At 64.1% G+C, this 26187-nt stretch carries 21 protein-coding genes; 11 read left to right on the forward strand and 10 right to left on the reverse strand.

All coding sequences use genetic code 11. From position 1 onward, the window contains the following. From P0D70_RS18640 to P0D70_RS18665, 6 genes are all read left to right on the forward strand, one after another. Positions 1 to 852: an ABC transporter permease gene (locus P0D70_RS18640; protein WP_408185582.1), complete on the forward strand. Its 852-nt coding sequence runs from the start codon at positions 1 to 3 to the stop codon at positions 850 to 852. Positions 853 to 992: 140 nt separating this feature from the next. Further along, the gene (locus P0D70_RS18645) at positions 993 to 1871 is read left to right on the forward strand and encodes an ABC transporter permease (RefSeq protein WP_408185583.1); all 879 of its coding nucleotides are present in this window, start codon (positions 993 to 995) and stop codon (positions 1869 to 1871) included. 34 nt (positions 1872 to 1905) lie between these two features. Continuing rightward, positions 1906 to 2772, forward strand: coding sequence for an ABC transporter ATP-binding protein (locus tag P0D70_RS18650; protein WP_408185584.1), 867 nt, complete (start codon positions 1906 to 1908; stop codon positions 2770 to 2772). Between the two features lie 46 nt (positions 2773 to 2818). Further along, entirely contained in the window at positions 2819 to 4195 is a 1377-nt protein-coding gene (locus P0D70_RS18655) for an LLM class flavin-dependent oxidoreductase (protein ID WP_408185585.1), read from the forward strand. A gap of 51 nt (positions 4196 to 4246) precedes the next feature. Next, a complete protein-coding gene (locus tag P0D70_RS18660) occupies positions 4247 to 5194 on the forward strand; it encodes a TauD/TfdA dioxygenase family protein (RefSeq protein WP_408185586.1) in 948 nt (315 codons plus the stop codon). A gap of 155 nt (positions 5195 to 5349) precedes the next feature. Further along, a complete protein-coding gene (locus tag P0D70_RS18665) occupies positions 5350 to 6903 on the forward strand; it encodes a phospholipase D family protein (protein ID WP_408185587.1) in 1554 nt (517 codons plus the stop codon). A gap of 53 nt (positions 6904 to 6956) precedes the next feature. Here the strand turns inward: P0D70_RS18665 and P0D70_RS18670 are convergent, their stop codons facing one another. The 9 genes from P0D70_RS18670 to P0D70_RS18710 form a co-directional block, all read right to left on the reverse strand. Then, entirely contained in the window at positions 6957 to 7787 is an 831-nt protein-coding gene (locus P0D70_RS18670) for a polysaccharide deacetylase family protein (protein WP_408185588.1), read from the reverse strand. Beyond that, positions 7784 to 8899, reverse strand: a complete 1116-nt coding sequence (locus P0D70_RS18675) for a glycosyltransferase family 4 protein (protein WP_408185589.1) — start codon at positions 8897 to 8899, stop codon at positions 7784 to 7786. Before P0D70_RS18675 ends, P0D70_RS18670 begins: the two co-directional genes overlap by 4 nt. A gap of 482 nt (positions 8900 to 9381) precedes the next feature. Continuing rightward, a complete protein-coding gene (locus P0D70_RS18680; protein ID WP_408185590.1) occupies positions 9382 to 9711 on the reverse strand; it encodes a hypothetical protein in 330 nt (109 codons plus the stop codon). Positions 9712 to 9815: 104 nt separating this feature from the next. Next, positions 9816 to 11195, reverse strand: coding sequence for a hypothetical protein (locus P0D70_RS18685; RefSeq protein ID WP_408185591.1), 1380 nt, complete (start codon positions 11193 to 11195; stop codon positions 9816 to 9818). After that, positions 11192 to 12784 (reverse strand): VWA domain-containing protein, encoded by a 1593-nt coding sequence (locus tag P0D70_RS18690; RefSeq protein ID WP_408185592.1) that lies wholly within the window; start codon positions 12782 to 12784, stop codon positions 11192 to 11194. Before P0D70_RS18690 ends, P0D70_RS18685 begins: the two co-directional genes overlap by 4 nt. Next, positions 12774 to 13811: a vWA domain-containing protein gene (locus P0D70_RS18695; protein WP_408185593.1), complete on the reverse strand. Its 1038-nt coding sequence runs from the start codon at positions 13809 to 13811 to the stop codon at positions 12774 to 12776. The genes P0D70_RS18690 and P0D70_RS18695 overlap by 11 nt, the downstream gene beginning before the upstream one ends. Continuing rightward, positions 13798 to 14337, reverse strand: coding sequence for a DUF4381 domain-containing protein (locus P0D70_RS18700; protein WP_408185594.1), 540 nt, complete (start codon positions 14335 to 14337; stop codon positions 13798 to 13800). Before P0D70_RS18700 ends, P0D70_RS18695 begins: the two co-directional genes overlap by 14 nt. Next, positions 14334 to 15296, reverse strand: a complete 963-nt coding sequence (locus P0D70_RS18705; RefSeq protein ID WP_408185595.1) for a DUF58 domain-containing protein — start codon at positions 15294 to 15296, stop codon at positions 14334 to 14336. The genes P0D70_RS18700 and P0D70_RS18705 overlap by 4 nt, the downstream gene beginning before the upstream one ends. Positions 15297 to 15327: 31 nt before the next feature. Continuing rightward, on the reverse strand, positions 15328 to 16287 hold the full coding sequence (locus P0D70_RS18710; protein ID WP_408185596.1) for an AAA family ATPase: 960 nt from the start codon (positions 16285 to 16287) through the stop codon (positions 15328 to 15330). Between the two features lie 404 nt (positions 16288 to 16691). Here P0D70_RS18710 and P0D70_RS18715 point away from each other — a divergent pair, with 404 nt between their 5' ends. The 4 genes from P0D70_RS18715 (at position 16692) to P0D70_RS18730 (ending at position 23583) form a co-directional block, all read left to right on the forward strand. Then, positions 16692 to 17858, forward strand: a complete 1167-nt coding sequence (locus P0D70_RS18715; RefSeq protein WP_091793973.1) for a formylglycine-generating enzyme family protein — start codon at positions 16692 to 16694, stop codon at positions 17856 to 17858. Between the two features lie 103 nt (positions 17859 to 17961). After that, positions 17962 to 19020: an HAD family hydrolase gene (locus P0D70_RS18720; RefSeq protein WP_408185597.1), complete on the forward strand. Its 1059-nt coding sequence runs from the start codon at positions 17962 to 17964 to the stop codon at positions 19018 to 19020. 126 nt (positions 19021 to 19146) lie between these two features. Continuing rightward, a complete protein-coding gene (locus P0D70_RS18725) occupies positions 19147 to 20829 on the forward strand; it encodes an arylsulfatase (RefSeq protein ID WP_408185598.1) in 1683 nt (560 codons plus the stop codon). A gap of 276 nt (positions 20830 to 21105) precedes the next feature. Next, positions 21106 to 23583 (forward strand): fused MFS/spermidine synthase, encoded by a 2478-nt coding sequence (locus tag P0D70_RS18730; RefSeq protein WP_408185599.1) that lies wholly within the window; start codon positions 21106 to 21108, stop codon positions 23581 to 23583. Between the two features lie 83 nt (positions 23584 to 23666). Here P0D70_RS18730 and P0D70_RS18735 read toward each other — a convergent pair whose 3' ends face one another. Continuing rightward, positions 23667 to 24116: a glycine zipper domain-containing protein gene (locus P0D70_RS18735; protein ID WP_408185600.1), complete on the reverse strand. Its 450-nt coding sequence runs from the start codon at positions 24114 to 24116 to the stop codon at positions 23667 to 23669. A gap of 713 nt (positions 24117 to 24829) precedes the next feature. Between P0D70_RS18735 and P0D70_RS18740 the strand changes: the two genes are divergently transcribed. Then, the gene (locus P0D70_RS18740; protein ID WP_408185601.1) at positions 24830 to 26176 is read left to right on the forward strand and encodes a DUF3300 domain-containing protein; all 1347 of its coding nucleotides are present in this window, start codon (positions 24830 to 24832) and stop codon (positions 26174 to 26176) included. Positions 26177 to 26187: the final 11 nt, after the last annotated feature.

Here is a 26187-nt window from a genome sequence, read left to right on the forward strand (position 1 = left end):
ATGAGCGAAACCGTAATCCACGTCGAACGTGAACGGCTTGCGTCAGCCAACGTGCCGCACGCGTCGCTATTGCGCGATGCGCGGCTGCGCGCAATAGCGTGGCGGCTCGCGCCCTGGGTGTTGCCCGCCCTGCTGCTCGCGCTCTGGACCGTGGGCTGCGAGCGCGGCTGGATCGCACCGCAAATCCTGCCGCCGCCCGAGCGTGTGTTCGACACGCTCGTCGAACTTGCCCGCAGCGGCGACCTCGCGCGCAATACGCTGATCAGCCTGCAACGCGTGCTGCTGGGCTTTGGCGCGGGCACGCTGCTCGGTTTCGCGCTCGGCGCGGCGCTGGGTCTGTCGCGCAGGCTCGAGGCTTATGTGCTGCCGAGCTTCAATGCTTTGGTGCAGATTCCCGTGCTCGGCTGGCTGCCGTTCCTGCTGTTGCTGGTGGGTGTGGGCGAACCGCTCAAATACATTCTGATCGCGCATGCGGCGCTCGTGCCGGTCACGCTGAGCACGCTGCAAGGCTTCCGGCAAACGCCCGCCGCGCTCGATGAAGTCGCGCGGGTGTTCGAATACAACGGCTGGCAACGGATTGTCTATCTGGTTCTGCCCGCGGCCGTGCCGACGCTCGCCACCGGAGTGCGGCTCGCGTTCACCAAGGCATGGCTCGCGCTGGTGGTCGTCGAACTGGTGGCGTCTTCCGAAGGACTCGGCTATCTGATCGTCTACGGGCGGCAGCTTTTTCAACTCGACCTGGTGATGGCGTCGGTGGTCGTGGTGGGCGCGATTGGTTATGCGGTGAATCGGGCGCTGGACGCACTCGAAGCGCGTTTGCGGCGCGGACAGCCGTCGGCGTTCCGCGAGTGATGGCATGCAGGCGCGCGAACAGGCATCGATACGGACCAGCACACCGCAGGACACACCCGGACACCCCAGGCGCTGCGATACGCACCGACACACACCACCGTCAGCCACGCCCGCGAAGCGCCGCCCGTGAGGACACCCCAATGACTCTCGCCCTCTTCAAACGTTCCACCCCGTCGCTCAAGTCAGCCGACGCTGCCTGCGACTGCACCGCGCCCCCCGCTTTCCAGCGCGCCGCCCGGCCGCGCCGTCCGTGGCTGGCGCGCTTCGATTGGCGCGGGAGCGTCTTGCCCGTCGTCGCGATTGCGATCTGGTGGGCCGTTTCGGAGGCACACGTGGTGAAAAGCGGCCTGCTGGTCAGCCCCGCGCAGGTGCTTGCCACCGCATGGCAGCAGATAATCAGCGGCGCGCTGCTGAAGGCGCTCTCGGCCTCGCTCGCACGCGAAGCGAGCGGCTTTGTGATCGGCACGCTAGGCGGCCTGCTGCTCGGCAGCGTGCTCGGCTTCTCGCGGCTTGCCACACGCATGATCGGGCCGAGCTTCGACACCTTCAAGCAGATTTCGCTGTTCGCGTGGATTCCGCTGATCTCCGTGTGGTTCGGTCTGGGCGACGCGGCGAAAGTCGTGTTCCTCTCGCTCGCCGCGCTTCTGCCCGTCACCGCGCACACCTGCGACGGCATCCACGCCGTACCGCGCGCTTATATCGAAGTCGCGCGCGCCTTCCGTTACTCGCGCTGGCAACTCATTCGCGCCGTGATCCTGCCGGCCGCGCTGCCGTCGATCTTCACCGGCATCTATCTCGCGCTGATCTATTCATGGCTCGCCACGCTCGGCGCCGAATATCTGCTGGTGGCCGGCAGCGGCATCGGCAATACGCTGATCGACGGCAGCGAGCAGTTCCGCATGGATCTGGTGCTGTTCGGCGTGATCGTGGTCGGCGTAACCGGCTGGGCATTGAACGCGCTGGCGCGGGCCGTGGAACGCGCGATCTTCGCGCGCCGGCTCCAGTCCGCCGTTCGATGAACCCGCAACTGAACTCTCACCGCCCGGACCGCTCATGACATCTTCCACGCTCTCCGACAGCATCGACATTCTCCACGTCAGCAAACGCTACGCGCAGCAAGGCGGCGCACCGCTCGCCGTGCTCGACGACATCAGCCTGCGGGTGCGCGCCGGCGAGTTCGTCAGCGTGCTCGGTTCGAGCGGCTGCGGTAAATCCACGCTGCTGCGGCTGATCGCCGGACTGGACACCGACTATAGCGGCGACATCGTGGTCGCGGGCGACAAGGTGCGCGACACATCGCTCGAACGAGGCATCGTGTTCCAGGATCACCGCTTGTTTCCGTGGCTCACGGCTTCGCAAAACATTCTCGCCGCGCTGCGCAATGCGCCGCTTTCCGCCGCCGAAAAACGCGAAGCCGTGGCGGAACATATCGCGCTAGTCGGGCTCAAGGGTTTTGAACATGCCTACCCGCATCAACTGTCGGGTGGCATGGCGCAGCGCGTGGCGATTGCGCGCGGTCTCGTCAATCGCCCGCGCGTGCTGCTGCTCGACGAGCCATTCGGCGCACTCGACGCGCTGACGCGCGGCCGTTTGCAAAACGAGTTGCAGCGTATCTGGGAACACGAACGCATCACGATGATCCTCGTCACGCACGATGTCGACGAAGCGCTTTACCTCGGCGATCGCGTCGTCACGATGGCACCGCGCCCCGGCCGCATCAAGCGAATCGTGGACGTGGCCTTGCCGCGTCCGCGCGAGCGCCATGACCCGCGCTTCATCCGCTTGCGCGACGAAGTGCTGGCCGACTTTGCCGGGCCTGACTCCGCGCCACGCGAGCCCCATACGGACGATACGCCGCAAGACGGCGCGCGCATTCCGGTAGCAAGTCCCCCGATCACCGAATGGCGGCTCGCGTGGTGACACGCCCGCTGTCCCATTCGCACAACCACCCTTCACGGAGCAGACGATGAGCGGCGACAAACAGCCGAAGCGGCAGATCAGACTGGGCGCCTTCCTGATGGAGACGGGCCACCACATCGCCGCATGGCGGCATCCCGATGCGCATGCGGGTGGCGGACTGGACTTCGCGCACTACGCGGAGCTCGCGCAGATCGCCGAGCGCGCCAAATTCGACGCGATTTTTTTCGCCGACAGCGTGAGCGTGCGCGATACCAATCTGCCCTCGCTATCGCGCACCGCGCGCGCCGATCACTTCGAACCGCTTACCTTGCTGTCGGCGCTTTCGATCGTGACGAAACATATCGGCCTGATCGCGACGGTGTCCACCACGTTCAACGAGCCGTATAACCTCGCGCGCAAATTCGCGTCGCTCGATCATCTGAGCGGCGGCCGCTCGGGCTGGAACCTGGTGACGTCGAGCACGGAATCGGAGGCGCTCAATTTCAGTTTCGATCGGCATCCGGAGCACGCGGTCCGCTACGAGCGCGCGAGAGAGTTCTACGACGTGGTGGCGGGCCTATGGGATAGCTGGGAAGACGACGCGTTTATCCGCGACAAGAACAGCGGCGTCTATTTCGATCCGGACAAGCTGCACGTGCTCGGCCACGCGGGCAAGCACTTCAAGGTGCGCGGGCCGCTGAACGTGGCGCGTTCGCCGCAGGGTTGGCCGGTCGTCGTGCAGGCGGGCGCGTCCGAGGCCGGGCGTGAACTCGCGGCGCAAACCGCCGAGGTGATCTTCGTCGCGCATCAAACACTCGACGAAGCGCAGTCGTTCTATCGCGACGTCAAAGGGCGTCTGGCGAAATACGGGCGCGCGCCGGACCATCTGAAGATCATGCCCGGCATTTTCCCGGTGGTCGGCCGCACCCAGGAGGAAGCCGAGGCGAAGTTCGCCGCGCTCCAGGACCTGATTCATCCGACCGTGGGCCTGTCGCTGCTGTCGAACATGTCCGGCGGCGTCGACCTCTCCCGATACCCCGTGGACGGACCGCTGCCCGAATTGCCGGAAACCAACGGCGGCAAGAGCCGTCAACGCCTGCTATTCGATCTCGCGCGGCGCGAAAACCTGACGATCCGCGATCTGTATCTGCGCATTGCCGGTGCGCGCGGCCATCAGCAGGTGGTCGGCACGCCGCAAAGCATCGCGGACCAGTTGCAGCAGTGGTTCGAGGAAGAAGGCGCGGACGGTTTCAACATCATGTCCCCCTGGTTGCCAGGCGGACTGACGGAATTCGCCGAACTGGTGGTGCCCGAGTTGCAACGGCGTGGGCTGTTTCGCACGGAATACGAGGCAGGCACGCTGCGCGGCAATCTCGGGCTGCCGCGCCCCGCGAACCGATACGCCAGTGCCACGCAGCAGGTCGCGGCCGCAGCCGGCCGATAAAACGCCGGCGCTCACACCGTCGCGCCCGTTCTCTTTCGCAAGGAGTTTTTCATGAGTGCAGCCGCAGTGCAGGAAGTACAGTCGATTCAGGTCACGCCGCTGTCCGCGCATATCGGCGCGGAGATTCACGCTGTCGATCTCACGCAGAAGCTGGATGCGCGCCAGATCGCGGAGATTCGCGCGGCGCTTCTGAAGTGGCGCGTCGTGTTCTTTCGCGAGCAGTTCCTGACGCACGAGCAGCATGTTGCGTTCTCCGCGCAATTCGGCGAACTGACCTTGGGACATCCGGTGTTCGGCCACGTGGAGGGGCATCCGGAGGTCTATTCGATTTCGAAGTACCGCAAGGCCACGCGTTTCGAAGGGCAGACCCTGCAACGCCCCTGGACGGGCTGGCATACGGATGTCACGGCCGCGGTCAATCCGCCGTGGGCGTCGATCCTGCGCGGCGTGACGATTCCCCCTTACGGCGGCGACACGCAGTGGACCAACCTGGTCGCCGCCTATCAGAAGCTATCTGCGCCGCTGCGTTCTTTCGTCGACGGACTGCGTGGCGTTCACCGGTTCACGCCGCCGGCCGGCGCGAGCGGAACGCAAGCGTTCATCCAGGCCGTCGAGCAACGCGCGCTCGTCACCGAACATCCGCTTGTCAGGGTTCATCCGGAAACGGGCGAGCGGGCGCTGTATGTCAGCCCGAGCTTCCTGAAGTCGATAGTGGGCGTGAGCCCGCGCGAAAGCCAGGTGCTGCTCGAACTGCTGTGGGAACACGTGACGCGGCCGGAGTTCACCGTGCGCTTCAAATGGGAGGCCGGCAGCGTCGCGTTCTGGGACAACCGGGCAACGGCTCATCTCGCGCCCACGGATATCTTCGATCTCGACTTCGACCGGCAGCTGTATCGCACGACGCTGGTCGGCGACGTGCCCGTCGGCCCGGACGGCGCGCGGTCGGTGGCGATCGAAGGTTCGCCGGTCAGCGCCGCCGCGGCCGTCGCCTTGAACTGAGGACGCCCCCGCGCGCTTGCGATCGGCGGGACATCGGCATGACATCGCCATGACTTAGGCACGGCGCGCGCAAATCCGCCAAACCCTCAGTGCTCACTCGACTCGCCCCATGTCTCTCGGCTATCTTACGGACTGGGACGATCGAAGGGCACAACATGGCGACGTTTCGTGGCATTGCGGCAGTCTTACTGTTCACGCTGCTGAGCGCCTGCGCGAGCTTGCCGCCGCAGGCCGGCCGCACCGAGACGCACGCACTGACGGACACGGACAACACCCGGCTTGCCGCCGCCTTCGTACCGCAGGAGCGCAAGCACCCCGACAGCAGCGCCTTTCACCTGTTGTCCAACGGCGTCGATGCCCTGCTCGCCCGTATCGTGCTCGCGGAAGCGGCCGATCGTACGCTGGACCTGCAGTACTACATCTGGCACGACGACCTGACCGGCCGCCACCTGGCGAACGCGGTGCTCAAAGCGGCCGATCGCGGCGTCAGGGTTCGCGTTCTGCTGGACGATCTGGGCACGGGCGCCGACGACAAGGTTCTGCTCGCCATCAGCTCGCATCCCAACATCGAAATACGCCTCTTCAATCCGGTCGCCAACCGCAGCTTCAAGAAACTGGGCACGGCGCTGGAGTTCAGCCGGATCAACCGTCGCATGCACAACAAGTCGCTGATCGCGGACAATCAGGCCGCCATTCTGGGTGGCCGCAACATCGGCGATGAGTACTTCGGCGCATCCAGCGAGGTCGATTTCGGCGACCTCGACGTGCTGACTTTCGGACCCGTGGTCCATCGCGTCTCCAACGCCTTCGACGAATTCTGGAACTCGGATGCCGCCTATCCGATCGTCAGCCTGACCGGACATGCCGCCGAGCCGGACGCGCTGCCGGCCTATCGCGCGAAGCTCACGGCGTTCATCGCATCCGAGCATGATTCGCCCTACGTCACGCAGGCGAGAGCCAGGCTCGGCGAAACGCTGGCTGCGCGCGACACCGACTTCTCGTGGGGCAAAGCGACGCTTCTCTACGACGACCCCGCCAAGATCACCCGCTCGCCGGACGATCCGCAGGGACATCTGCTGTCGCAGTTCAATGCGTTGCGTATCGAGCCCGCCAAGGAAGTGCTGGTCATCTCGCCGTACTTCGTGCCCGGCAAAAAAGGCGTGGCGTGGATGCGCGCCCAGACACAGCGCGGCGTGCGTGTCACCGTGCTGACGAACTCGCTCGCCGCAACGGACGTTGCCGCCGTTCACGCGGGGTATCAGCGTTACCGCAAGGATCTGCTCGACGCGGGCGTACACCTTTATGAATTGAAACCGGCTGCCGGCGAAGACAGCGGCGGGAAGAAGAAATCGATTCTCGGTTCCTCGAAGGCTTCGCTGCATGCGAAGACCTACGTATTCGACCGGAGCAGCGTCTTTATCGGCTCGATGAATCTCGATCCTCGTTCCATCACCCTCAATACGGAGATCGGCGTGTATTGCGAAAGCCCCCCGCTCGCCGCACAGGTCGCCGATGGGCTCGAACCGAAGCTGGACCAGATCGCGTGGCGGCTCGAAACCCGCACCGATCCCAACGGTACGAGCAGGATCGTGTGGATCGACACCGCGCCGGATGGCAAGGTGACCGAGAGCGGCGAACCCGGCGTGTCCGGCATGAAGCGTGTCGGTATCTGGTTCCTTGGCTTGCTGCCGATCGAATCGCAGCTGTAACGCGGGACCGCGCTGATTCAGGGGCTCAACTTCAGCGAAACAACTTCAGCAGATCAACGTTTGATCTTCAGATACGCACGGCTGATCGTGGGCCGTGTATGGACCCACAACCGCGAAGCCAGCCATGAAGCCGGCTTGTTCCGTACTTCGAGGCGAGTGATCGAGCGCGCCGTCCCGTCATTGCGGCCCGAATAGTTCGAACCCGGCTCGCACGTGTAGAAATGGCGGAAGCCCGCCTGAGCCGCGATGCGCCGATAGTCCGCGTCGTGATAGCCCTGCGGCCAGCACAGGTGATCCGACACGCCGCCCAGCTTCTCCTCCAGCGCGGCGCGTGCGCTCGCGAGATCGGCTGACAGTCCCGCGCATTTCTCCTCTGCGTGAGAGGACACCTGATCCCATCTCACGTGGCTATGCGTGTGACTGTGAAATTCGAACGTGCCGGCTTCACGCATCGCATGAATCTCGGACCACCGCAGAATGGCGCGATCGGGTTCGCCGTTTTCAATCGCCCGTTCGCCATCGTGGTGATTGAGCAAGGCAGGTACGTCGCCGCCCGAGCGCGCATGCGCGCGCACCGGCCCTTCGCCGATCCAGCTCGTCACCAGAAAGCACAGCGCGGTCAAGCCGTGCGCCTGCAGAACCGGATGCGCATGCACCCAGTTGTCGAGGTAGCCGTCGTCGAAAGTGAGCACGACAGATTTCTTCGGCAAGGGCTCGCCCGCCAGATAGGCCGATAGTTGCGCGCTGCCGATGGTCGTGTAGCCCGCAGCGGCCAGATACGCCATCTGCTCGGCAAAATGCTCGGGCGACACCGTGATCATGCCTGGCGACGTACTGATATGGTGATACATCAGCACCGGCACCGCGCGCGCGAACTTCGTCATGCTGTCGCCCGCCATTCGCCATAGTAAGGGCGCCGGGCATAGATGCCGCGCATATAGCAGTCGATGGTCTCGTTCGCCATGGCGTCGACCGTGAAACGGCTGTCGGTCTTCAGACGCGCCGCAAACCCCAGGCGCTCGCGCAGCGGCGCATCGTCGATCAGACGCGCAAGCGCGCTTCTCAACGCATCGATATCGTGCGGCGGCACGAGCAGGCCGTTCACGCCGTCGTCGATCAACTCGGGCACGCCGTCGACCCGCGTGCCGATCACCGGCAGACCTGCCGCCATCGCTTCGATAAAGGATTGGCCGAGCGCTTCCTGATGCGTCGGTAAAACGAATAGATCACATCCGCGCAATACGTTGGCAATGTCCGTGCGGAACCCGAGCAGATGGATGCGATGGGCCAACCCCATGCCATCGACAATGGCCTTGATCTTGTCGAACCACACGCCGTCACCGGCCATCACCACATGCAGGTTGGGCCGCTCGGCCAGCATCGGCTGAACGGCTGCGATGAGATCCTCATGGCCTTTCTTCTCGCGGATGATCGCCACCATTCCGGCAACCACGCTCGTGGCGTCCAGTCCGAGTTCGTCGCGCAGAGTGGAGCGTGTCAGCGCTTCCGGCTTCAGGATGCCGTCGTAAATCGTCTCCACGCGGCTTTCATGCACGCCCGCCGAAATCAGATACTTCCGCACATGATGGCTGACCGCGACGACGCGATGCGGCAGCCAGTTATACGTGGCCAACGACGTGATAGGCAACGCCAGATGCCGCGTGCGCACGATAAACGGCGTGCGCGCAAGCCGCCCCGCCATGCCTGCGACGAGGCTGTCATGTCCGCTATGGGTGTTCAGCACGTTGAAGCGCCGACGCTCGAGCAGCGTCCTGATGGTCAGCATGGAGCGCAGGTCGCCGCCGCTGCGCATGCGCGCATGATGCACTTCGAAGCCTTCGGCGCGCGAACGGATGCCGATGCGCGCGTCTTCCGGACACACGAGCTCGACGTTATGGCCGAGCGAGCGCAGCGCGATCATTTCCTTGAGCGTGCGAACCTCCTGACCTCCCCATCCACGCGACGACTCGCTGTGGAGAACGCTTAATGCTTTCATTGCGCTGACTTGCCTTACGGCAACCTATCCTGTCTACGACGTGCGGCTCGTAATCGTTCGTAATATTTACCTCGGACCAGTGCGGTCGTCAGGCAAACGCTTTGTTCATGGGGGCGCAGCGATGTGGAAGTGAACTCAACCTGCTATCGGTCGATGTCCATTTAACGGCTTGGCATGACTTCTCGTTGACACTCGACTTTCAAGTCGATGCTGGAGTATTTGGGTGGCTTCCGGTTTTGTAAATAGGCAAACACACCGTTAGGGTCGGCTCGCATTGGCGCAAACGTTGTCGTGGGGAAAGTGTTGTTTTTGCGCTTTCAAAGCGCCGGAGGGAAAAGCACGAAGACGGAAAGCGCTTGACTACTGCTGGCATTCTCCGTCTATCAATTGCGGATGATGTCTTTGAGCGGGCGCTGGCCGAATGTGTCCAGGCGGTTTCAGGGTTCGCGACGCGTTCGCCCCTCAATGCCGCGAATCCGTGCTCAACGCAGCCACTTGCGCACGTCCCTTTCCCACTCCGGATCGCCGCAGCCTTGCGGGTTTTCCGGGCCAAGCACGGTAATGTAGCCGCGGCTCTTCATGCATGACTCGTAGGCGCGAATTTTCGTGCATTGATCCGGGCCAGCGTTCTTCGAGACCGCTTTGCATTGCGCGATCGACCTGTCCATTGGACCGAAGTCCATATCGCTCGCCTGGTTGAGCATGGGCGCGTCGGCGCCTGACGCGGAAAACTCGACCGGGCCGGTTTGTGCGCAAGCATTCAGCAGACTGGTCAACGCCACGATGAAGAGAAACTGAACACGTGGATGCATGGGCGACTCCTGCTCGAAAGAGGTTGCAAAATCATACGGTCGCATGGACAGCGGCAGCGCGCTTCCCAAGCGGTTGCTTATGCGGCGTCTGTCTCCGCACATTTTCAATCCGCCGGTTCTTCAAATCTGTTCAACGGTCCCGGCAATGCTTTGTCTTCACGTTTTGTCCTCGCCCGATCCGCATTCCTGCGAAGCACCGCGCCAATCTCTTTCCACACAGGAAGACGCGGTGCAGCGTCTCCCGCATAGCTCGACCGGACGGCGGCGATCAGCCTCGCGGCATCCTGATCCCCGGCGGCGTCGATATTATCGAAACGGGCCGGGCGGCCGAAGTCGCGTCCCCTATCCATCCACGCATATAACGCAGGAATGGTCCGCCGCCACTCGCCCTTACGCGCGGTCGTTGCCAGCTTGCGCCAGGCGAGCGCGTCGCTTGCCAGCCAGCGTTGGCGCGCTTCGCTGAACGCACGCTGACCTCGCCGAACCAACGACGCGATACGCGTGCGCAAGGAAATCAGAAGGATCAGACCCAACACGACAAGACCACCGGCAATCGCTTCGCGTGCGTGGATCACGACGATTCTATGCGGCGTACCCTCGCGCATGGCTTCCAGAGGAATCTCGAACAGCGGCTTTTCCCGTACGGGAGCGGCCGAAAAACGCACCGCCGGCAACACGATCGTTTCCTTGCGCCGCGTGGTCGTGTTCCACCATTCGATCGTCACCGGCGGCAGGCTGAACGTGCCGCTGCGATCGGCCACGTAGCTCGCGCTGTCGGTGCGCTCGCCGGCGACGAGTCCGGCGCGATCTTCGACGATGTTGCGTGTCGTCGAAGGTCTCGCATAGCGCTTGAGTCCGGGCTCGTCCCCGAGTATCGCGGGTGGAATGAGCATCGACTCGGTGCCGGCGGCCCGTTGCGTAATCGTGCGCGTCAGCGGCGCGCCAACGGCGAGATGCGCCGGCGCCGGTTCGATTTGCTGTTCGACGGTGAGCTTGGGCGCGGCGAAAAACGGGCTCATGCCTTCGGCCCCGGGCGGCAACCTCGCGACGAACTTCAATGCCGGCGTACTCACCTGGGCCGGTCCCTGCATGCCGCCGGGATACACCGTAATGGTCAGCGGCGCGATCTCGTAAGTTTTGCCGGCCTGCGGCGCGATCCGGTACGCGCGGCTCACGCCGAACCAGCGCGTGCCGTCGATGTCCTCCGAGAGGTTGTCGGCCTGCTCGTCGGGCAGGTTCACGATCGCGTCGGCGACGGTGAACAGAGGCCAGTTCGGCGCTTCGGTAAACCATGTAGTGGTCAGCAGATCGACGACGAGCTTGACCTCGCTGCCCGCCACGACCGGTCCGGCTGGTTCGAGATGCGCGCGCGCCATGATGCGCGGCGCGGGATCGGCCGCCGCGGCTCCGGCTGCAAGCAGGGAGACCGGCGACGAAAGCAGCAACGTCACGAGCAGCGCAGCGCTGCGTGGAAACCGCATCATGGCGCACCACCCGTCTTGGCCGCGGATTCCTGCTCGAAACGCTGTTGCAGAAAGACAGCGGGCGATGTGTTCAGATTGCGCATCCAGGCATCCGCGCTGGGACGCGGCGCCGCCTCGATGACCGCTGTCGTGCCCCTGCCCTTCTTCTTGTCCACCTGCACCTGGTCGGGCGGATCTTCCTCGGGATCGGCGTCGTTCTGTTTGTCTCGCGCGAGCAGCGTTTGCAGGTAAGCGCGATTGGCCGCGGCTTGCGGGAGCGACGGTTGCAGTTTGAGCGCGTTGTCGTAGGCCTTGATCGCGCCCGCGTAGTCGTCGAGATGCGCGAGCGTATTGCCGATATAGAAATACGACTGCGCCGACTTGAGACGCGAGAAGGTTTCGAGCGCGCCCGCGTAGTCGCCCGCCAGATACTGCGCGCGACCCTTCCACATCGGATCGTCGAAACGCGCCGCGGCCGCCTTGTAGTTGCCGTGTTCGAGATGCCAGCGGCCTTGCTGGTCGTGCGTCGCGAACAGATCGAGCCAGTGCCACGGCGCCGCCTGCGCCGGACGCGGCAGCGCGCCGAAGGCAAGCGAGATCAGCACGACCGGCAGCCACTTGACGGTCCAGCCGCGCCGGAAGCTCCACAACGCAAGCAGCAGCAATGGCAACACGAGCCAGTAGCCGCTTTCCTTCCAGCGCGGCTCGATCTTCGTTTGCTCCGCTTGCGCGAGATAGGCCTGCGCGCGATGCTGCACCCACGACACATCGTCGTCGTCCGCGCGCATGCTGGCGAGCGGAATGCCGGCGTCGCGCGCGACATGGCGGATCGCGTCGGCGTCGAAGGTGCCCAGCAGCGGATGGCCGTCGGCGTCCATCTGGATCATGCCGTCGGGACCGCGAATCGGACCGCCGTGCTCCGTGCCGACCGCGAGCCAGAGCAACTGGTGCCGCAGCGATTTCGCTTTCTGCACGAAGGCGTCCGTACCGTCTGCGTCGAAGCCGTCGCTCATGAACACGATCGTGCCCGCCGCCGGGTCATTCGCCAGAAGCTGCTCGGCAACGTCGAGGCCGGCCGTCGCGTTCTTGCCGTCACGCGGCATCAGCGCCGGCGAAAGCGCGGGCACGTAGAGTTCGAGCATTGCCGGGTCTTCGGTCGGCGGCACCACGAGGTGGGCTGTCGCCGCGAACACGACGAGTCCGGTGCGCGCGCCTTTGCGCGCTCTCGCGAGATCGAGCACCTTCTGTTTCGCGCGTTCGAGGCGGGTCGGCGCAATGTCGGTGGCATCCATTGAATGAGCCAGTTCGAGTACGACCACGAGCGGCGCCTTGTCCTGATTGAACGGCGGACGCTCCTGCTGCCACGTCGGTCCCGCCACCGCAAGCGCGCCGATGCCGAGCAGCAGCGCCAGCGTATGGACGGGCTGAAGCACGCGCCGTTTCGCATCACCGACAATCAGATGTTCGAGCAAGGCCGGCGCAATCACACCGCGCCAACGCGCACGGACGTCGTTGCGGCGCAGCCAGACGAACGGCAGCAGGAGCGCCGGAATCAGCAACAGCAGCCACGCCGGCCGCAGAAAATGAAACGCCGTGAGGTCAATTTCCATGCTGCGCCTCGCTGACCGGCACACCTTGCGCGCGCTGCGCTCGCCCAGTCGAGCGCAGCAGCGCGACCAGCAACGCCAGCACGTGATAGAGCGCGAGAATGAATAAGCCCGCTGCGACCGGCACCCAGAAATAGTCGCGCTGCGGCCGGTAGATTTCCCGTTTGATTTTTTCGGGCGTCAGTTTGTCGAGCGTGGCGTACACATCGGCGAGATCTTTTTCCTGGCCTAGCGCACGAAATGCGCGGCCACCGGTAATGCCCGCAATGTGCGCCAACGCGTCGAGGTCGACGCGATCCTCGCCGGTGGTGGCCGGGTCGCCGATGCCCACCGTGTGCACCACGAGCTTGTGCTGTTTTGCGATCTCGGCGGCCCGCTCGGGTGGGATTGCGCTGCTGGTGTCGTTGCCGTCGGTGAGCAGGATCAGCACTTTCTCCTGCGCGTGTGAATCCGCCATCAGCTTGACCGTCAGGCCGATCGCGTCGCCGATTGCCGTGCGTGGCCCCGCCATGCCGATCTGCATCTGATCGAGCAGGATCCGCACGCTGTCGTGATCGAGCGTGAGCGGCGCCTGCGGATAAGCCGCGTCGCCGAACACCACGAGGCCGATGCGGTCGCCCTTGCGCTTCGCCACGAAATCGGCCACCACGCGCTTGACGGCACTCAGCCGGTCCATACGCTCGCCGGCCGGATCGACGAAATCGCGCGTGGCCATCGATCCTGACAGATCGATCGCAAGCATCAGGTCGCGTGCCGGTTCGTCGCGCACGATTGGCGGCTCGACGAACACGGGTTTCGCCGCGCCGGTCACGAGCAGTATCCACAGCACCGGCAGCAGCAAACGCAACAGCCAGTGGCGGCGCAGGCGCACGCCGCCGGGCGCCGGTTTTTCTCCCGCGGCCTGCGCCATTTCGTGGAAGAACGGCACGCGCACGGCCATCGCCGTGCTGCGATATGCCGGCACCAGCCACCACACCAACACGGGCAGCGGCAGCAGCGCGAACATCCACGGAAAATCAAACTTCCACATGATGATGCTCGATCCAGTCTCGCGCGTGCCGGATCAGCGCGGCGGCGTCGTCCTGCGAAAGACGGGCGACCTGCTGCGGCGGTGCGTAGCTTGCGAGGGTGAGCAGCGGGCCGGTTCGCGCGTCGAAGCGGCCACGCGTACGGCGCAGAAAGTCGAGCCAGGCGTCGCCGGTCAGCGACGCGACCTGCTCGCGCGGCGCGACTTCGAGCGACGTGCGTTTGAGCAGGCGAGGAATCGCGGCGAGCATGGCCGCGCGCTGCATCGGGTCCGCGTGGCCAGACGCGAGACCTGCTTCGATTCCCGCTAGCTCCTTTAACGCATGACGCCGGTAACGCTCGCGCCGATAGCGCCGCCGGGTAGCCCATGACATCAGCAGGACGGCGCCGAGCAGCACGATTGCAACGAACAGCCAGCCAATCGTTTGGGGTGCGTACGATACCGGCGCGGGCAGCGGCAACTCCTGCAAGCCTTGCAGCTCCGCCGACGACTCGGCCGGAGCGAGCGTAGCGTTCGAGGTGCCGCTCATATGCCGCTCCCCCTGGCAGGCCGCGCGCGTTCGCCGAACAGACGGCGAACCTGATCGACGGCGGGTTCGTCGGTGGACAATGCCATGAGCGGCACGCCGCTCGTACGCAGCAATTCGGCCACTTCAGCCGTGCGTCCGCTGAACAGGCTCGACAGCGGCTCGCGCACCCGCTCCTGCTCGATGCGCAATTCGACCTGCAAGCGTCCTTCGCTGACCACCAGCGTACGGTGGCCAGGCATCTGCTGCCAGAGTGGATCGAAGATCATCGCCGCGACGACGTCGTTGTGCGCCGCGAGTTGCCGCAACAGGCGGCGCGTGCGATCGCCCGCCCCGGCGAAATCGCTGACCACGCAAATCAGATAGTCATGCCCGGCAAGTTGAAGCACGCCTTCGAGCGCGGCGTCGAGCTGGTCGTACGCGGTTCTGGCTTCGCTTCCGGCATGCAGCGCGCCGTTCATCGCGGCGAGCGCGCCGAACAGGGTCTTGATGCGGCTGCGACTGCGCAAGGGTTTGATCCGCGTGAGCTGGCTGTCGTTGAACAGCACACCGCCAACGCGATCGCCCGCCGCGAATCCCATCCACACGGCAAGCGCGGCGGCCTCGGCGGCCACGACCGATTTGAACGCGCGGCGCGAGCCGAAAAACATGCTCATGCGCTGATCGACGACGACCAGCAGCGGCCGGTCGCGCTCCTCGGTATAGGTGCGAACCTGCGGTTTGCCGAGCCGCAACGACGCCTTCCAGTCGATATGGCGGACGTCGTCGCCCGGCAGATAGCCGCGAATCTCTTCGAAGTTCAGGCCTCGCCCGCGCAGACGCGATGCGTGCGCGCCCGACAGCACGCTCGACACCGGCGCGGGCGCGACGAAACTCAGCCCGCGCACCTGAAATTCAAGCTTCGCGAGATGCGCGGCGTCGACATATACGCTGCCGATGTCGGTAGAGGACAGCACGGCCATGCCACTCCTGCGCATTCAAAAGACACCGGGTTCAGGCCGGCACCGCGACCTTTTCGATCAGTCGGTCGATTACCCGGTCGGCGTTGATATTGTCCGCGTTGGCATCGTAGGACAGTATCAGCCGATGCCGCAGCACGGGATGAATGACGGCGCGCACGTCGTCCGGCGTAACGAAACTGCGTGCCTGCAGCCACGCCTGCACGCGGCTCGCGCGGTCGAGGCCGATCGCGCCGCGCGGACTTGCGCCGACTTCGATCCACTTGCCGAGGTCCGCGTCGAGTTGCGCGCCGTGACGTGTTGCATTGACGATCGACACGATATAGTCGTCGATTGCGGGCGCAACGACATTCTGCCTGATTTGCTCGCGCACCGCGAAGATGATGTCCTGCGACAGCACGGACGGCGCCTCGGCGGGCCCGTTGCTCTCCTGCCGCAGCAGGCGCAGCATCGCGACTTCACTGTCCGGCGACGGATAGTCGATCAGCACTTTGAGAAGAAAGCGGTCCATTTGCGCTTCGGGCAATGGATAAGTGCCTTCCTGTTCAATCGGATTTTGCGTGGCCATGACGAGAAAAAGCGCGGACATGCGGTGCGTTTTTCCCGCCACTGAAATTTGCCGCTCTTCCATGGCTTCGAGCAATGCGGATTGAACCTTGGCCGGTGCGCGGTTGATTTCGTCCGCGAGAATCAGATTACCGAAAATGGGACCCGGTTGAAAACTGAGCGTGCGTTCGCTGCCCGATTGCAGCAGCGTCTCCGCGCCGGTAATGTCCGACGGCAATAAATCCGGCGTGAACTGGATCCGGCTCATGGTTGCCGCGAGCCGTGTGGCGATGGCCTTGACCGTGCGCGTTTTGGCGAGTCCCGGCAGACTTTCGAGAAGCACGTGACCGTCGGCGAGCAATGCAATCAAAACCTGCCGAACCACGGACTGCTGGCCCACGACCGCCTGATTCACACTCGCTTCGAACTGCAGAACGGTGTCGCGCATCGTGCTTTCTCTCTCCAGTCATTTATGTCAATCTGATTGGACGACCCGAATGCCCATGCCCGCTGTCAGACACGTTAATGCAATGGTCCGCATTCGTCAAAGTGTCTCACGTGCATGGTTAAAAAAAGATATGAAATGTCGTCAAAAAATTGCTACTCTGCAACTGCTTGTTTGCGCGAGTGCAGCATCGTTACTCTGTATCGCTAAGCTTGTCCCAGTCTTGAAATGCTAGGCTTGAAATAAAGAGTCGACCGTCATATACGACGACCCGGCCGTTTCACTCCATGAGAGAAAAGATGACGAGTGCAAGAGATCGAGGGCCCGCGAAGTTGTCACACCCGTCGTCACGCCTGTCGTCACACCAGCACGGGGCGGCCGCAACCACTCTCTCGCGTTCCGGTGGCATGCGCAAACTTTTGCTATGGGGCACCCTGCTCGTCATGCTCCCTGCTTGTGTCGGCGCCGCAGTCAGTTGGGCCTTCACGCCGCACACCCCCGCTCATTCGGCCATCGTCCTCGGCGATGGCACGCATGGCCCGCTCGGCATGGCGTGGGTGCCAGGCGGACAGTTCCTGATGGGTAGCGACGCCAAACAGGCGCAACCCAACGAGCGTCCCGCGCACAAGGTCAAGGTGCATGGCTTCTGGATGGACCGCCATCACGTCACCAACGCCGAATTCCGCCGTTTCGTCGAAGCCACCGGCTACGTCACCACCGCAGAGAAGAAACCCGACTGGGACACGCTGAAAGTCCAGTTGCCGCCCGGCACGCCCCGCCCGCCCGAGAGTGCGATGGTGGCGGGTGCCATGGTATTCGTCGGCACCAACCGCCCTGTGCCGCTAGACGATTATTCGCAATGGTGGCGCTATGTGCCGGGCGCCGACTGGCGTCATCCGACCGGGCCGGACAGCAACATCATCGGTAAAGACGATCATCCGGTGGTTCAGGTCTCCTACGAAGACGCGCAGGCTTATGCGAAATGGGCCGGCAAGCGCTTGCCGACCGAAGCCGAATGGGAATTCGCCGCGCGCGGCGGTCTAGAACAGGCCACGTATGCCTGGGGCGAACAGTTCTCGCCTGACGGCAAACAGATGGCCAATGTGTGGCAAGGCCAGCAGCCGCAGTCTTTCCCGGTCGTCAATCCGAAAGCCGGCGGCGCGCTCGGCACGAGCCCGGTAGGCAGTTTTCCGGCCAACGGCTACGGCCTTTCCGACATGACCGGCAACGCGTGGCAATGGGTTGCCGACTGGTACCGCGCGGATCAGTTCCGACGCGAGGCGGTGAGCACCAGCGCGATCGACAACCCGGCAGGCCCGCGCGATTCGTGGGACCCCGCCGACCCGGGCGTCCCCGTCGGCGCGCCCAAGCGCGTGACACGCGGCGGCTCGTTCCTCTGCAACGAAACCTATTGCCTGAGCTACCGGCCCAGCGCGCGACGCGGCACCGACCCCTACAACAGCATGTCGCATCTGGGCTTCCGGCTGGTGATGGACGAAGACACGTGGAAGGAAGCCGGTGCCCGCCAGGCGTCGGCAAAAGCCGCCGGCGCGCCCGGCATCCCTGGCGGTTAGCGTACTGAACTGTTGTACTGGACTGTTGGTGAAACCCTGTGTTTCGCGCCTGCGATCTGTCGGCGCGCGTTGCGATTGACCGTGTGATCGAACCGGAGCCCGGATGCACCTGCGCCATCAGTCTGTGTGGTCGAGCCGTGCCTTGCGCCTGATACGCGTAGCGTGCGTTGCATTCAGTCTCGCGGGCTGCGCCGCGCCGCACGACGGCGTCGCACCCTCCCCAACGACAGCGAGCAATCCTGCCGCCGCATTGCCCTCATGGCGTGACACGCCCGCGAGACAGGCAATCCAGTCGTTCGTTGCCGACGTGACCCGTGAAGGCTCGCCGTCGTTCGTGCCGCCTGCGGAGCGTATCGCCGTATTCGACAACGACGGCACGCTGTGGAGCGAACAGCCGCTGTATTTTCAGTTCGTCTTTATGCTGGAACAGGTAAAGGCGGCCGCACCGCAGCACCCCGAGTGGAAAAACATCCCGGCCTTCAAGGCGCTCATGGCGAAAGACTACGGGGCGCTCGCGAGCCAGCAGAAAGCGTTGTTGCAACTGGTCGCGCTCGCCAATAGCGGCATGACCGTCGACGACTACGACAAGTCCATCCGCGCGTGGCTGGCAAGCGCACGCCATCCGAAATTCGGCCGGCCCTATACCGACCTCGTTTATCAGCCGCAACGGGAATTGCTCGCCTACCTGCGCGCCAACGGCTTCAAGACCTTCATCGTTTCGGGCGGCACGATCGAGTTCATGCGGGTCTGGGCCGAAAAGGCTTATGGCATTCCGCCCGAGCAGGTGATCGGCTCCAGCCAGGTCGTGCAGTACGAAGTGCGCAACGGCCAGCCCGTTCTCGTGCGCGAGCCGAAACTCGATTTCGTCGATGACGGGCCCGGCAAGCCCGTCGGCATCTATCGCAACATTGGACACAAGCCCATTCTCGCGTTCGGCAACTCCGACGGCGATCTGCAGATGTTGCAGTACACGGCCGCGAGCCCTCGCCGGCATCTCGCGTTGCTCCTGCACCACGACGACGCCGTGCGGGAATTCGCTTACGACCGCGCGTCGAAAGTCGGCAAGCTGGACAAGGCGTGGGACGAAGCCGTCGCCGACGGCTGGACGGTGGTGAGCATGAAAGACGATTGGCAAACCGTCTTTCCCGCACCGCAGCAGTGAGCGGCGGCAAGAAGCGGCGCGCGGCAAGTTCAGGCCGTGGGCTGCCGGCGGCCGACGAGGGGCGACCCCATCACGCGGAGCAATGCGTGACGGGTGGATAAGAGTCAACTCCATTGGAGCGACACGATGACAAACCTGTTGAAACGAGGGCGTTACGCGTTGGGGGCTGGCGCATTAGCCCTTGCCGCGTTCGGTGCGGTGATTTTTCCATCCATCAACGCGCCGGCCCAAACCCAACCGGCGGCCAAACCCGCTCCTACGAGCGCGCCACAACCGGCCGCGAAGTCTTCGGCCAAGCCGAACATTCTCGTGATTTTCGGCGATGACATCGGGCAGGCGAACATCAGCGCCTACACGCGCGGCGTGGTCGGTTACAGAACACCGAATATCGATCGCATTGCTAATGAAGGCATGATCTTCACGGATTACTACGCCGAGAACAGTTGTACGGCCGGCCGCTCTTCGTTCATCACCGGTCAGTCGCCGTTGCGCACCGGACTGTCCAAAGTCGGCGCACCGGGCGCGCCAGTCGGCTTGCAAAAGGGCGACATGACTATCGCCCAGGCGCTCAAGCCGCTCGGCTATGCAACCGGCCAGTTTGGCAAGAACCACCTTGGCGACAAGAACGAGTACCTGCCGACCAATCACGGCTTCGACGAGTTCTACGGCAACCTGTATCACCTGAACGCGGAAGAAGAACCGGAGCGCCCCTATTGGCCGAAGGACAAGAACGATCCCTACGTGAAGAACTTCTCGCCGCGCGGGGTGATTCATAGCACCTCGGACGGCAAGGTTCAGGACACCGGCCCGCTCACCACGAAACGCATGGAGACCATCGACGACGAAACCGGCGCGCACGCGGAGGAATTCATCCGCAAGCAGGTGAAGAACGGCACGCCTTTCTTCGTCTGGATGAACTTCACGCGCATGCACGTCTTCACCCACGTGCGTCCCGAGTTCAGGGGCAAGAGCGGCATGCCCGGCAACGAATATGCCGACGGCATGTGGGAGCACGACCAGGACGTCGGCAAACTGCTCAAGCTGCTGGATGACCTGAACATTTCCAGGAACACCATCGTCGTCTACACGACCGACAATGGCCCGAATCAGTTCTCGTGGCCCGACGCGGCGACCACGCCGTTCCGCAGCGAAAAGGACTCCAACTGGGAAGGCGCGTTCCGCGTACCGGCCATGGTGCGATGGCCGGGGCATATCAAGGCCGGCGAGACCTCTAACGGCATGTTCTCCGGGCTCGACTGGTTTCCGACGCTGCTGGCCGCCGCGGGAGACGGCGGCGTGAAGGACCGGTTGCTGAAAGGCTGGGCGCCTAAGGCGGGAGGCACGAGCTTCAAAAACCATCTTGACGGGTACAACCAGTTGCCGTTCCTGACTGGACAGACGACCCAGGACCCGCGCACGGAGTTCTTCTACTTCGACGACGACGGACAATTGGTCGCGATGCGCTGGGATCAGGATGGCAACGCCTGGAAGGCGGTATTTTGCGAGCAGCGTGCCAAGGGCAACCTCGACATCTGGCAGGACCCGCTCGTCTGCTTGCGGCTGCCCAAGCTGTTCAACCTGCGCATGGATCCTTATGAACGGGCGGACATCACCTCGGATCAATACAACGACTGGGTGACGAAGAACGTTTACCTGAACGGCATAGCGACGCTCAAAGCATCGGCATTCCTGCAGACCTTCGTCGATTACCCGCCGAGCCAGCGGCCCGCGAGCTTTAGCGTGGACGGTGTGCGTCGGCAGGTCGACAAGAAGATCGACGAGTCGTTCAAGAAGCGCGGCCTCGAGTAATACGTTTCAGCAGGCGCCGCACTTGCCGGCTTCCATTGGCATGTGCGGCGCGTTTACGCTTCGGTTTTCAAGTCCATTCACCTCGTCTCCACGCACTGCATCCGCGCACATTATCCGATGACCCAAACGTTGGCTCACCGCGCCAAAAGCTCACGCCGAGAGCGTCGCGCACAAGAACGCGCACAGCGTCGCGCCGATCCGCGTGAACATGGGCCGGCCGACACGAACAGTCGCTCTGCTTCGCCTGCTTCTCCTGCATTGCCGATTGCGTGGCCGATGCTCCTGCTGTTTGCATCGGGCGCGGCGTCACTGATTTACCAGGTGCTGTGGATCAAGCAATTGGCGCTCGTCGTGGGCGTCGACGTGCAGGCGGTCACGACCGGTGTGAGCGCATTCTTCGCCGGTCTCGCGCTGGGCGGCTGGCTCCTCGGCAGGTTCGCCGATCGCATCTCGCGGCCGTTGCTGCTTTACGCCGCGCTGGAAGGCGGCGCGCTACTGCTGGCGGTAGCCGGCACCATTGCGCTAGCGCACGCGGCCGCGCCGTTCGCATGGCTGCAGGATCGCGCCGGGCCGCTCGCCTGGGCGTTGCCGTTCGCGCTGGTCGGCCTGCCTGCCGTGCTGATGGGCGGCACGCTGCCGGTGTTGATGCGCGCGCTGGGCACTCGCGCGACACGGCTCGGCCGCGCCGGCGCGCGTCTGTATGCGGCCAATACGGGTGGTGCGATTGCGGGCACACTCACCGCCGCCTTCGTGCTGATTCCGTTACTTGGCGTGCAAGGCAGCGCGTTCGCGGCCGCCGGGTTGAACGCGCTGGCCGCATTGGCTGCACTGCTCATTGGCCGTTTCGCTTCTGCACGCGAATCTGTCGATGGACAACCGCTCGAAACGGCCTCTGCCGATGAAACAGCAGTCGACCGGGCCGCGCCCGGCGCACGCCTCGCCGTCGTCCTCTATGCGTTCGCCGGCGGCATCGCGCTGGGTTACGAGGTCGTGTGGTCCCAACTGATCGTCCAGTTCATCAGCACCCGCAGTTTCGCTTTCGCGATCGTGCTCGCCACGTATCTACTCGGGCTGACGCTCGGCAGCGCGCTCAGTTCGCGCCATGTCGATCGCGCGCGCGATCCGTGGGGCATGTTCGCGCTGCTGATCGTGGCCGCCGGACTCGTCGCGCTGCTGGAAGTGGCCGCGTTGGGCGGGTGGCTGCTCCAATGGCAAAGCCTCGCGCGCGAGGCAACCTTCTCCGCCACCGGCAGCCTCCTCGCCGCCATGTGCGCGGGCTTTGCGGTCGCGGCTGCGTGCGTCGTTTTCGTGCCCACGCTGTTGCTTGGAGCGGCGTTCCCATTCGCGTTGCGCGTGAGCGTGGATGCCCGGCACACTGGCCGCGATGTCGGCGCCGTGCTGGCGCTCAACACCGCGGGCGGTATCGCGGGCACGCTGCTCGCCGGCTTCCTGCTCGTGCCGGTACTCGGGCTGGTTCGTGCGCTTGCGGTGCTCGCAGTGCTCGCCGGCGCAGTGGCCGCCGTGGCCGTGTGGCGCGGTCAGGGCGTGCGGCGTGGCGCCCGCTGGTCCGTGCCGGTATTGGTCGCGGCCACCCTGTGTGCCGTGCTGCTCACGCCGGCGGATCGTCTCGCCAGCCTGCTCGCCGCCGCACGCGGCGGCACGCTGATCTCCTACGAGGAGAGTGCGGGCGGTACCGTGGCTGTGGTTGCACAGGGCGCGGGCCAGAAGCAGTTCCGGCGCCTCTACATTCAGGGCGTTTCCAATTCCGGCGACGCGATGACCTCGTTGCGCTACATGCGTCTGCAAGCGCTCCTGCCACTGCTGATTCACCGCGATACGCCGCGCAGCGCGCTTGTCATCGGACTCGGCACGGGCATCACCGGTGGTGCGTTGCTCACGTGGCCTCGCCTCGAACAACGCGTGGTCGCCGAGTTGCTGCCTGCGGTCGTACGCGCCGCGCCGCAGTTCAAAGGCAACTACGATATCGGCACTGACCCGCGCGTCGACATTCGCCTGCGCGACGGACGGCGCGAGCTGCTACGCAGCAGCGAACGTTACGACCTGATCACGCTCGAACCACCGCCGCCCTCGGCGGCCGGCGTGGTCAATCTCTACTCGTCGGATTTCTACCGACTGGCGGCCTCGCGTCTGCGCACGGACGGTATCGTCGCGCAGTGGCTACCGCTGCCGACCCAGAACGAAGACGACACGCGCTCCTTGATCCAGAGCTTCATCCAGGTGTTTCCGTATGCCGCGCTATGGACCACCGAGTTGCACGAGATGATGCTAATCGGCTCGATGCAGCCGATCGAACTGGATGTGCCGCGCATCGAGTCGCGCTTTGCTCAACCGCAGGTGGCGGCGTCGCTGCGCGAGGTCGGCGTGGCCACGCCGGCGGCGCTGCTCGCGACCTGGATCACCGATCGCGCCGGCCTCGCGTATTACACCGCGGATGCCCTACCCGTGACCGATGACCGGCCACGCATCGAATACGCGGCGTGGGTGCGGCGCGACGCTTTTCCGGACACGCTCGCTCACCTGCTCGCGCTTCGCGGCGAACCGCCGTTGTTGCACGCCGATGACAAGTTCCGCGCGGCCTTGAACGCCGAGCGCGGCGCGCTGCAAAGCTTCTATGCCGCGGGCCTCGACGCATACCGCGGCGAACGTGATGCATGGTCTCGCGATATTGGCGAGGCATTGCAGGCGCAACCGGACAATCCCTACTTCCGTTGGTTCGTCGGCGACGAACCGTAGAGCCGCACGAGGGAGCCTCAGCATCGTTCTGTTGATGCGGTGGCCCACTCACCGCTATTAAAAGAAAAGGACCTTACGTGCGACTACTGAACCGTATAGCCTTTTCCTTGCATGCAGGAGTCGTAAGCGCGCCAATATGTGCTCATTGCCGACTGCTGGTTAGCCTGCGCCGTTTGCACTTGCGCGGCTTGTTGCTGACGATTGCGCAGGCCACCGGCCACCGCACCAGCGGTCGCACCAACTGCGGCGCCATGTCCTGCATTGTTATTACTCACGTCGCCAACGATTGCGCCCGCCGCCGCTCCACGAGCCGCACCGCGAACGCGCGCGCCTGTCGGCCCCGATTGTGGCGCAGGTGTTTGCGCGACCACGGCCGGGTCGATGCCGGTGCTTTGCTTTGCCCATGAGTAGCAGGCTCCATCGTCCGAGGTCTGCTGCTGTTGGCTTTGTCCATGCGCGGGATAGACGGACGGTTTTTGCGCGAGCGCGAGCGCGCTCATACTGGCCATGAACACCACGGCGATTCGTTTCATAGAGGTCTCTCATTGGATTGAGCGTTCGAGCAGCAGTCCGCGCCGCGGATCGAGCGGCGTGCGGATGTATCAGGCAACCCCGCATATACGTCGCCACTTGGTCACTTCGCCGATCTGCGGCGAGGGAACGGTAGATTAGCTGACAGGGTGCCGAAAACGCTCAACGAAAATGAGTTTTCACATTTATCGATTGATATCGAGCTGCGCTAATATTTCGTCGTCCCGCGCAATCGAAACCGCAAACGAAACGGGCACAGGCTGAGTCAATATGTATCTTGACCCCGCCTGGCTACCCGGCGACGATCTCACAGTTCCTCAAGCGACCTATGAAACCTGTGCACGAAACGCAAGAACATTGTTGGATAGGCTGAAGGTCGGCAAAAGCGCCACATGCGCCACGCCGCGCCACGCCGCGCCACGCCGTTAATCCAACAACAAGAGAAACTCAACAAGAATTTATTTGAACAAAAGATTGCACAATTCGTGGGAAAAGGTTTATTAATCTTGCCATCATGCGCGGGCTGTCTGCAACACGATTCGGAGTCCGTTCGAAGCGCGATTGTCGCGGAACCTGCGCGGATCTCGAGCAGCAGTCCGCTGCACTGGTTAGCACCGCCACCCATGGCCGATCGCTTCCCAGTGGTTTCCGATGTGGATGTCTCACGCACCGCACCCGTGCGCCATATACAACTTCCAACAGGGGAGACTTGATCGTGAATCGCTCCAGGGCATACCAGAGAAGATCGCGGATTCTTTTAGCCACACTCACCGTATTGGCCGCCGCACCGTTGCTCCTCGAGGTCGCGGTGCCTGCCGCATACGCGCAGGCGCCGGCAAAAATTTCGAACCAGCAACTGGACTCGCTCACGGCGCCAATCGCGCTCTATCCGGACGCCCTGCTCGCCCAGGTGCTGATGGCGTCCACCTTTCCGCAAGACGTGCCGGCGGCGGAGGCATGGGCGAAAGCCAATCCGAATCTCAAGGGTGACGACGCCGTGAAGGCAGTGGGGTCCGAGCCGTGGGATCCGAGCGTGCAATCGCTGGTGGCGTTTCCGCAAGTGCTGGCCACCATGGCGTCGAAACCCGACTGGGTCACGCAACTGGGCAATGCCTTCCTCGCTCAACCGAACGACGTGATGGACTCGGTGCAGCGTTTGCGCAAGCAGGCGCAGCAGGCCGGCAACCTGCAAACCAACCAGCAGCAGAAAGTGGTGGTCGAGCAGAGCACCATCCAGATCGTGCCGGTGAACCCGCAGGTCGTCTACGTCCCGACCTACAACCCCACGGTCGTCTACGGCGCGTGGCCGTATCCAGCCTATCCACCTGTGTATGTTCCGCCTCCGCCGGGCTACGCGGTGGCGAGCGGCCTCGCCGCAGGACTCGCGTTCGGTGCCGGCGTGGCGATCACCAGTTCGCTGTGGAGCAACGTCAACTGGAACAATCACAGCGTCAATATCAACGTCAATCAGTACAACAACATCAATGTGAATCGCCGGCTCGACGTGAACAGCAGCACGACGAACTGGAACCGTAATGCGTCGGTCAATCGCAACACCACAGCCAACGTGGGCAGCGCGCAGCGCGACGCGTATCGCGGGCGCGATACGTCGGCCTCGCGTGCACAGGCGCAGCAAACGCTGCAGAACCGCACCGGCCAGAACCTGGGCGGAACCGCAAGTGAGCGCGTGCAGGGTATCCAGCATGGCGGCAACAATGCCGCCAACGTTCGCAACAACGCGCAAAACGTGAACCGCGACAACGCGCTGCGCGGCGCGGGTGACGGCGGCGCCGCGAAGCAGGACATGCAGCGCGGGCAAGCAAGCCGCCAACAGTTGGCGAACAACCGCGGCGGCAGTCCCGGCGCGAATGGCGGTGGTCAGCAGCGTGGCGGCAATCTGGGCGCGGGAGGCGGCGGCGAGCGTGCCGGCGGCGGCTTCGGTGCGGGCGGCGGTGGCGAGCGCGCCGGCGGCGGCTTTGGCGCGGGCGGCGGTGGGCAGCAGCGCGGCGGCGGGTTGGGTGCGGGTGGCGGCGGCCAGCGTCACCTCGGCCGGCAACGTTGAACCGATCTCAC

The sequence above is a fragment of the Paraburkholderia sp. RL17-381-BIF-C genome, from assembly GCF_046026435.1.
Taxonomy (GTDB): Bacteria; Pseudomonadota; Gammaproteobacteria; order Burkholderiales; family Burkholderiaceae; genus Paraburkholderia.

Bases quoted from the DNA above. Each gene is read 5' to 3' on its own strand.
- P0D70_RS18640 (WP_408185582.1), top strand. From the start codon at position 1: ATGAGCGAAACCGTAATCCACGTCGAACGTGAACGGCTTGCGTCAGCC.
- P0D70_RS18645 (WP_408185583.1), top strand. From the start codon at position 993: ATGACTCTCGCCCTCTTCAAACGTTCCACCCCGTCGCTCAAGTCAGCC.
- P0D70_RS18650 (WP_408185584.1), top strand. From the start codon at position 1,906: ATGACATCTTCCACGCTCTCCGACAGCATCGACATTCTCCACGTCAGC.
- P0D70_RS18655 (WP_408185585.1), top strand. From the start codon at position 2,819: ATGAGCGGCGACAAACAGCCGAAGCGGCAGATCAGACTGGGCGCCTTC.
- P0D70_RS18660 (WP_408185586.1), top strand. From the start codon at position 4,247: ATGAGTGCAGCCGCAGTGCAGGAAGTACAGTCGATTCAGGTCACGCCG.
- P0D70_RS18665 (WP_408185587.1), top strand. From the start codon at position 5,350: ATGGCGACGTTTCGTGGCATTGCGGCAGTCTTACTGTTCACGCTGCTG.
- P0D70_RS18670 (WP_408185588.1), bottom strand. From the start codon at position 7,787: ATGACGAAGTTCGCGCGCGCGGTGCCGGTGCTGATGTATCACCATATC.
- P0D70_RS18675 (WP_408185589.1), bottom strand. From the start codon at position 8,899: ATGAAAGCATTAAGCGTTCTCCACAGCGAGTCGTCGCGTGGATGGGGA.
- P0D70_RS18680 (WP_408185590.1), bottom strand. From the start codon at position 9,711: ATGCATCCACGTGTTCAGTTTCTCTTCATCGTGGCGTTGACCAGTCTG.
- P0D70_RS18685 (WP_408185591.1), bottom strand. From the start codon at position 11,195: ATGATGCGGTTTCCACGCAGCGCTGCGCTGCTCGTGACGTTGCTGCTT.
- P0D70_RS18690 (WP_408185592.1), bottom strand. From the start codon at position 12,784: ATGGAAATTGACCTCACGGCGTTTCATTTTCTGCGGCCGGCGTGGCTG.
- P0D70_RS18695 (WP_408185593.1), bottom strand. From the start codon at position 13,811: ATGTGGAAGTTTGATTTTCCGTGGATGTTCGCGCTGCTGCCGCTGCCC.
- P0D70_RS18700 (WP_408185594.1), bottom strand. From the start codon at position 14,337: ATGAGCGGCACCTCGAACGCTACGCTCGCTCCGGCCGAGTCGTCGGCG.
- P0D70_RS18705 (WP_408185595.1), bottom strand. From the start codon at position 15,296: ATGGCCGTGCTGTCCTCTACCGACATCGGCAGCGTATATGTCGACGCC.
- P0D70_RS18710 (WP_408185596.1), bottom strand. From the start codon at position 16,287: ATGCGCGACACCGTTCTGCAGTTCGAAGCGAGTGTGAATCAGGCGGTC.
- P0D70_RS18715 (WP_091793973.1), top strand. From the start codon at position 16,692: ATGCGCAAACTTTTGCTATGGGGCACCCTGCTCGTCATGCTCCCTGCT.
- P0D70_RS18720 (WP_408185597.1), top strand. From the start codon at position 17,962: ATGCACCTGCGCCATCAGTCTGTGTGGTCGAGCCGTGCCTTGCGCCTG.
- P0D70_RS18725 (WP_408185598.1), top strand. From the start codon at position 19,147: ATGACAAACCTGTTGAAACGAGGGCGTTACGCGTTGGGGGCTGGCGCA.
- P0D70_RS18730 (WP_408185599.1), top strand. From the start codon at position 21,106: ATGCTCCTGCTGTTTGCATCGGGCGCGGCGTCACTGATTTACCAGGTG.
- P0D70_RS18735 (WP_408185600.1), bottom strand. From the start codon at position 24,116: ATGAAACGAATCGCCGTGGTGTTCATGGCCAGTATGAGCGCGCTCGCG.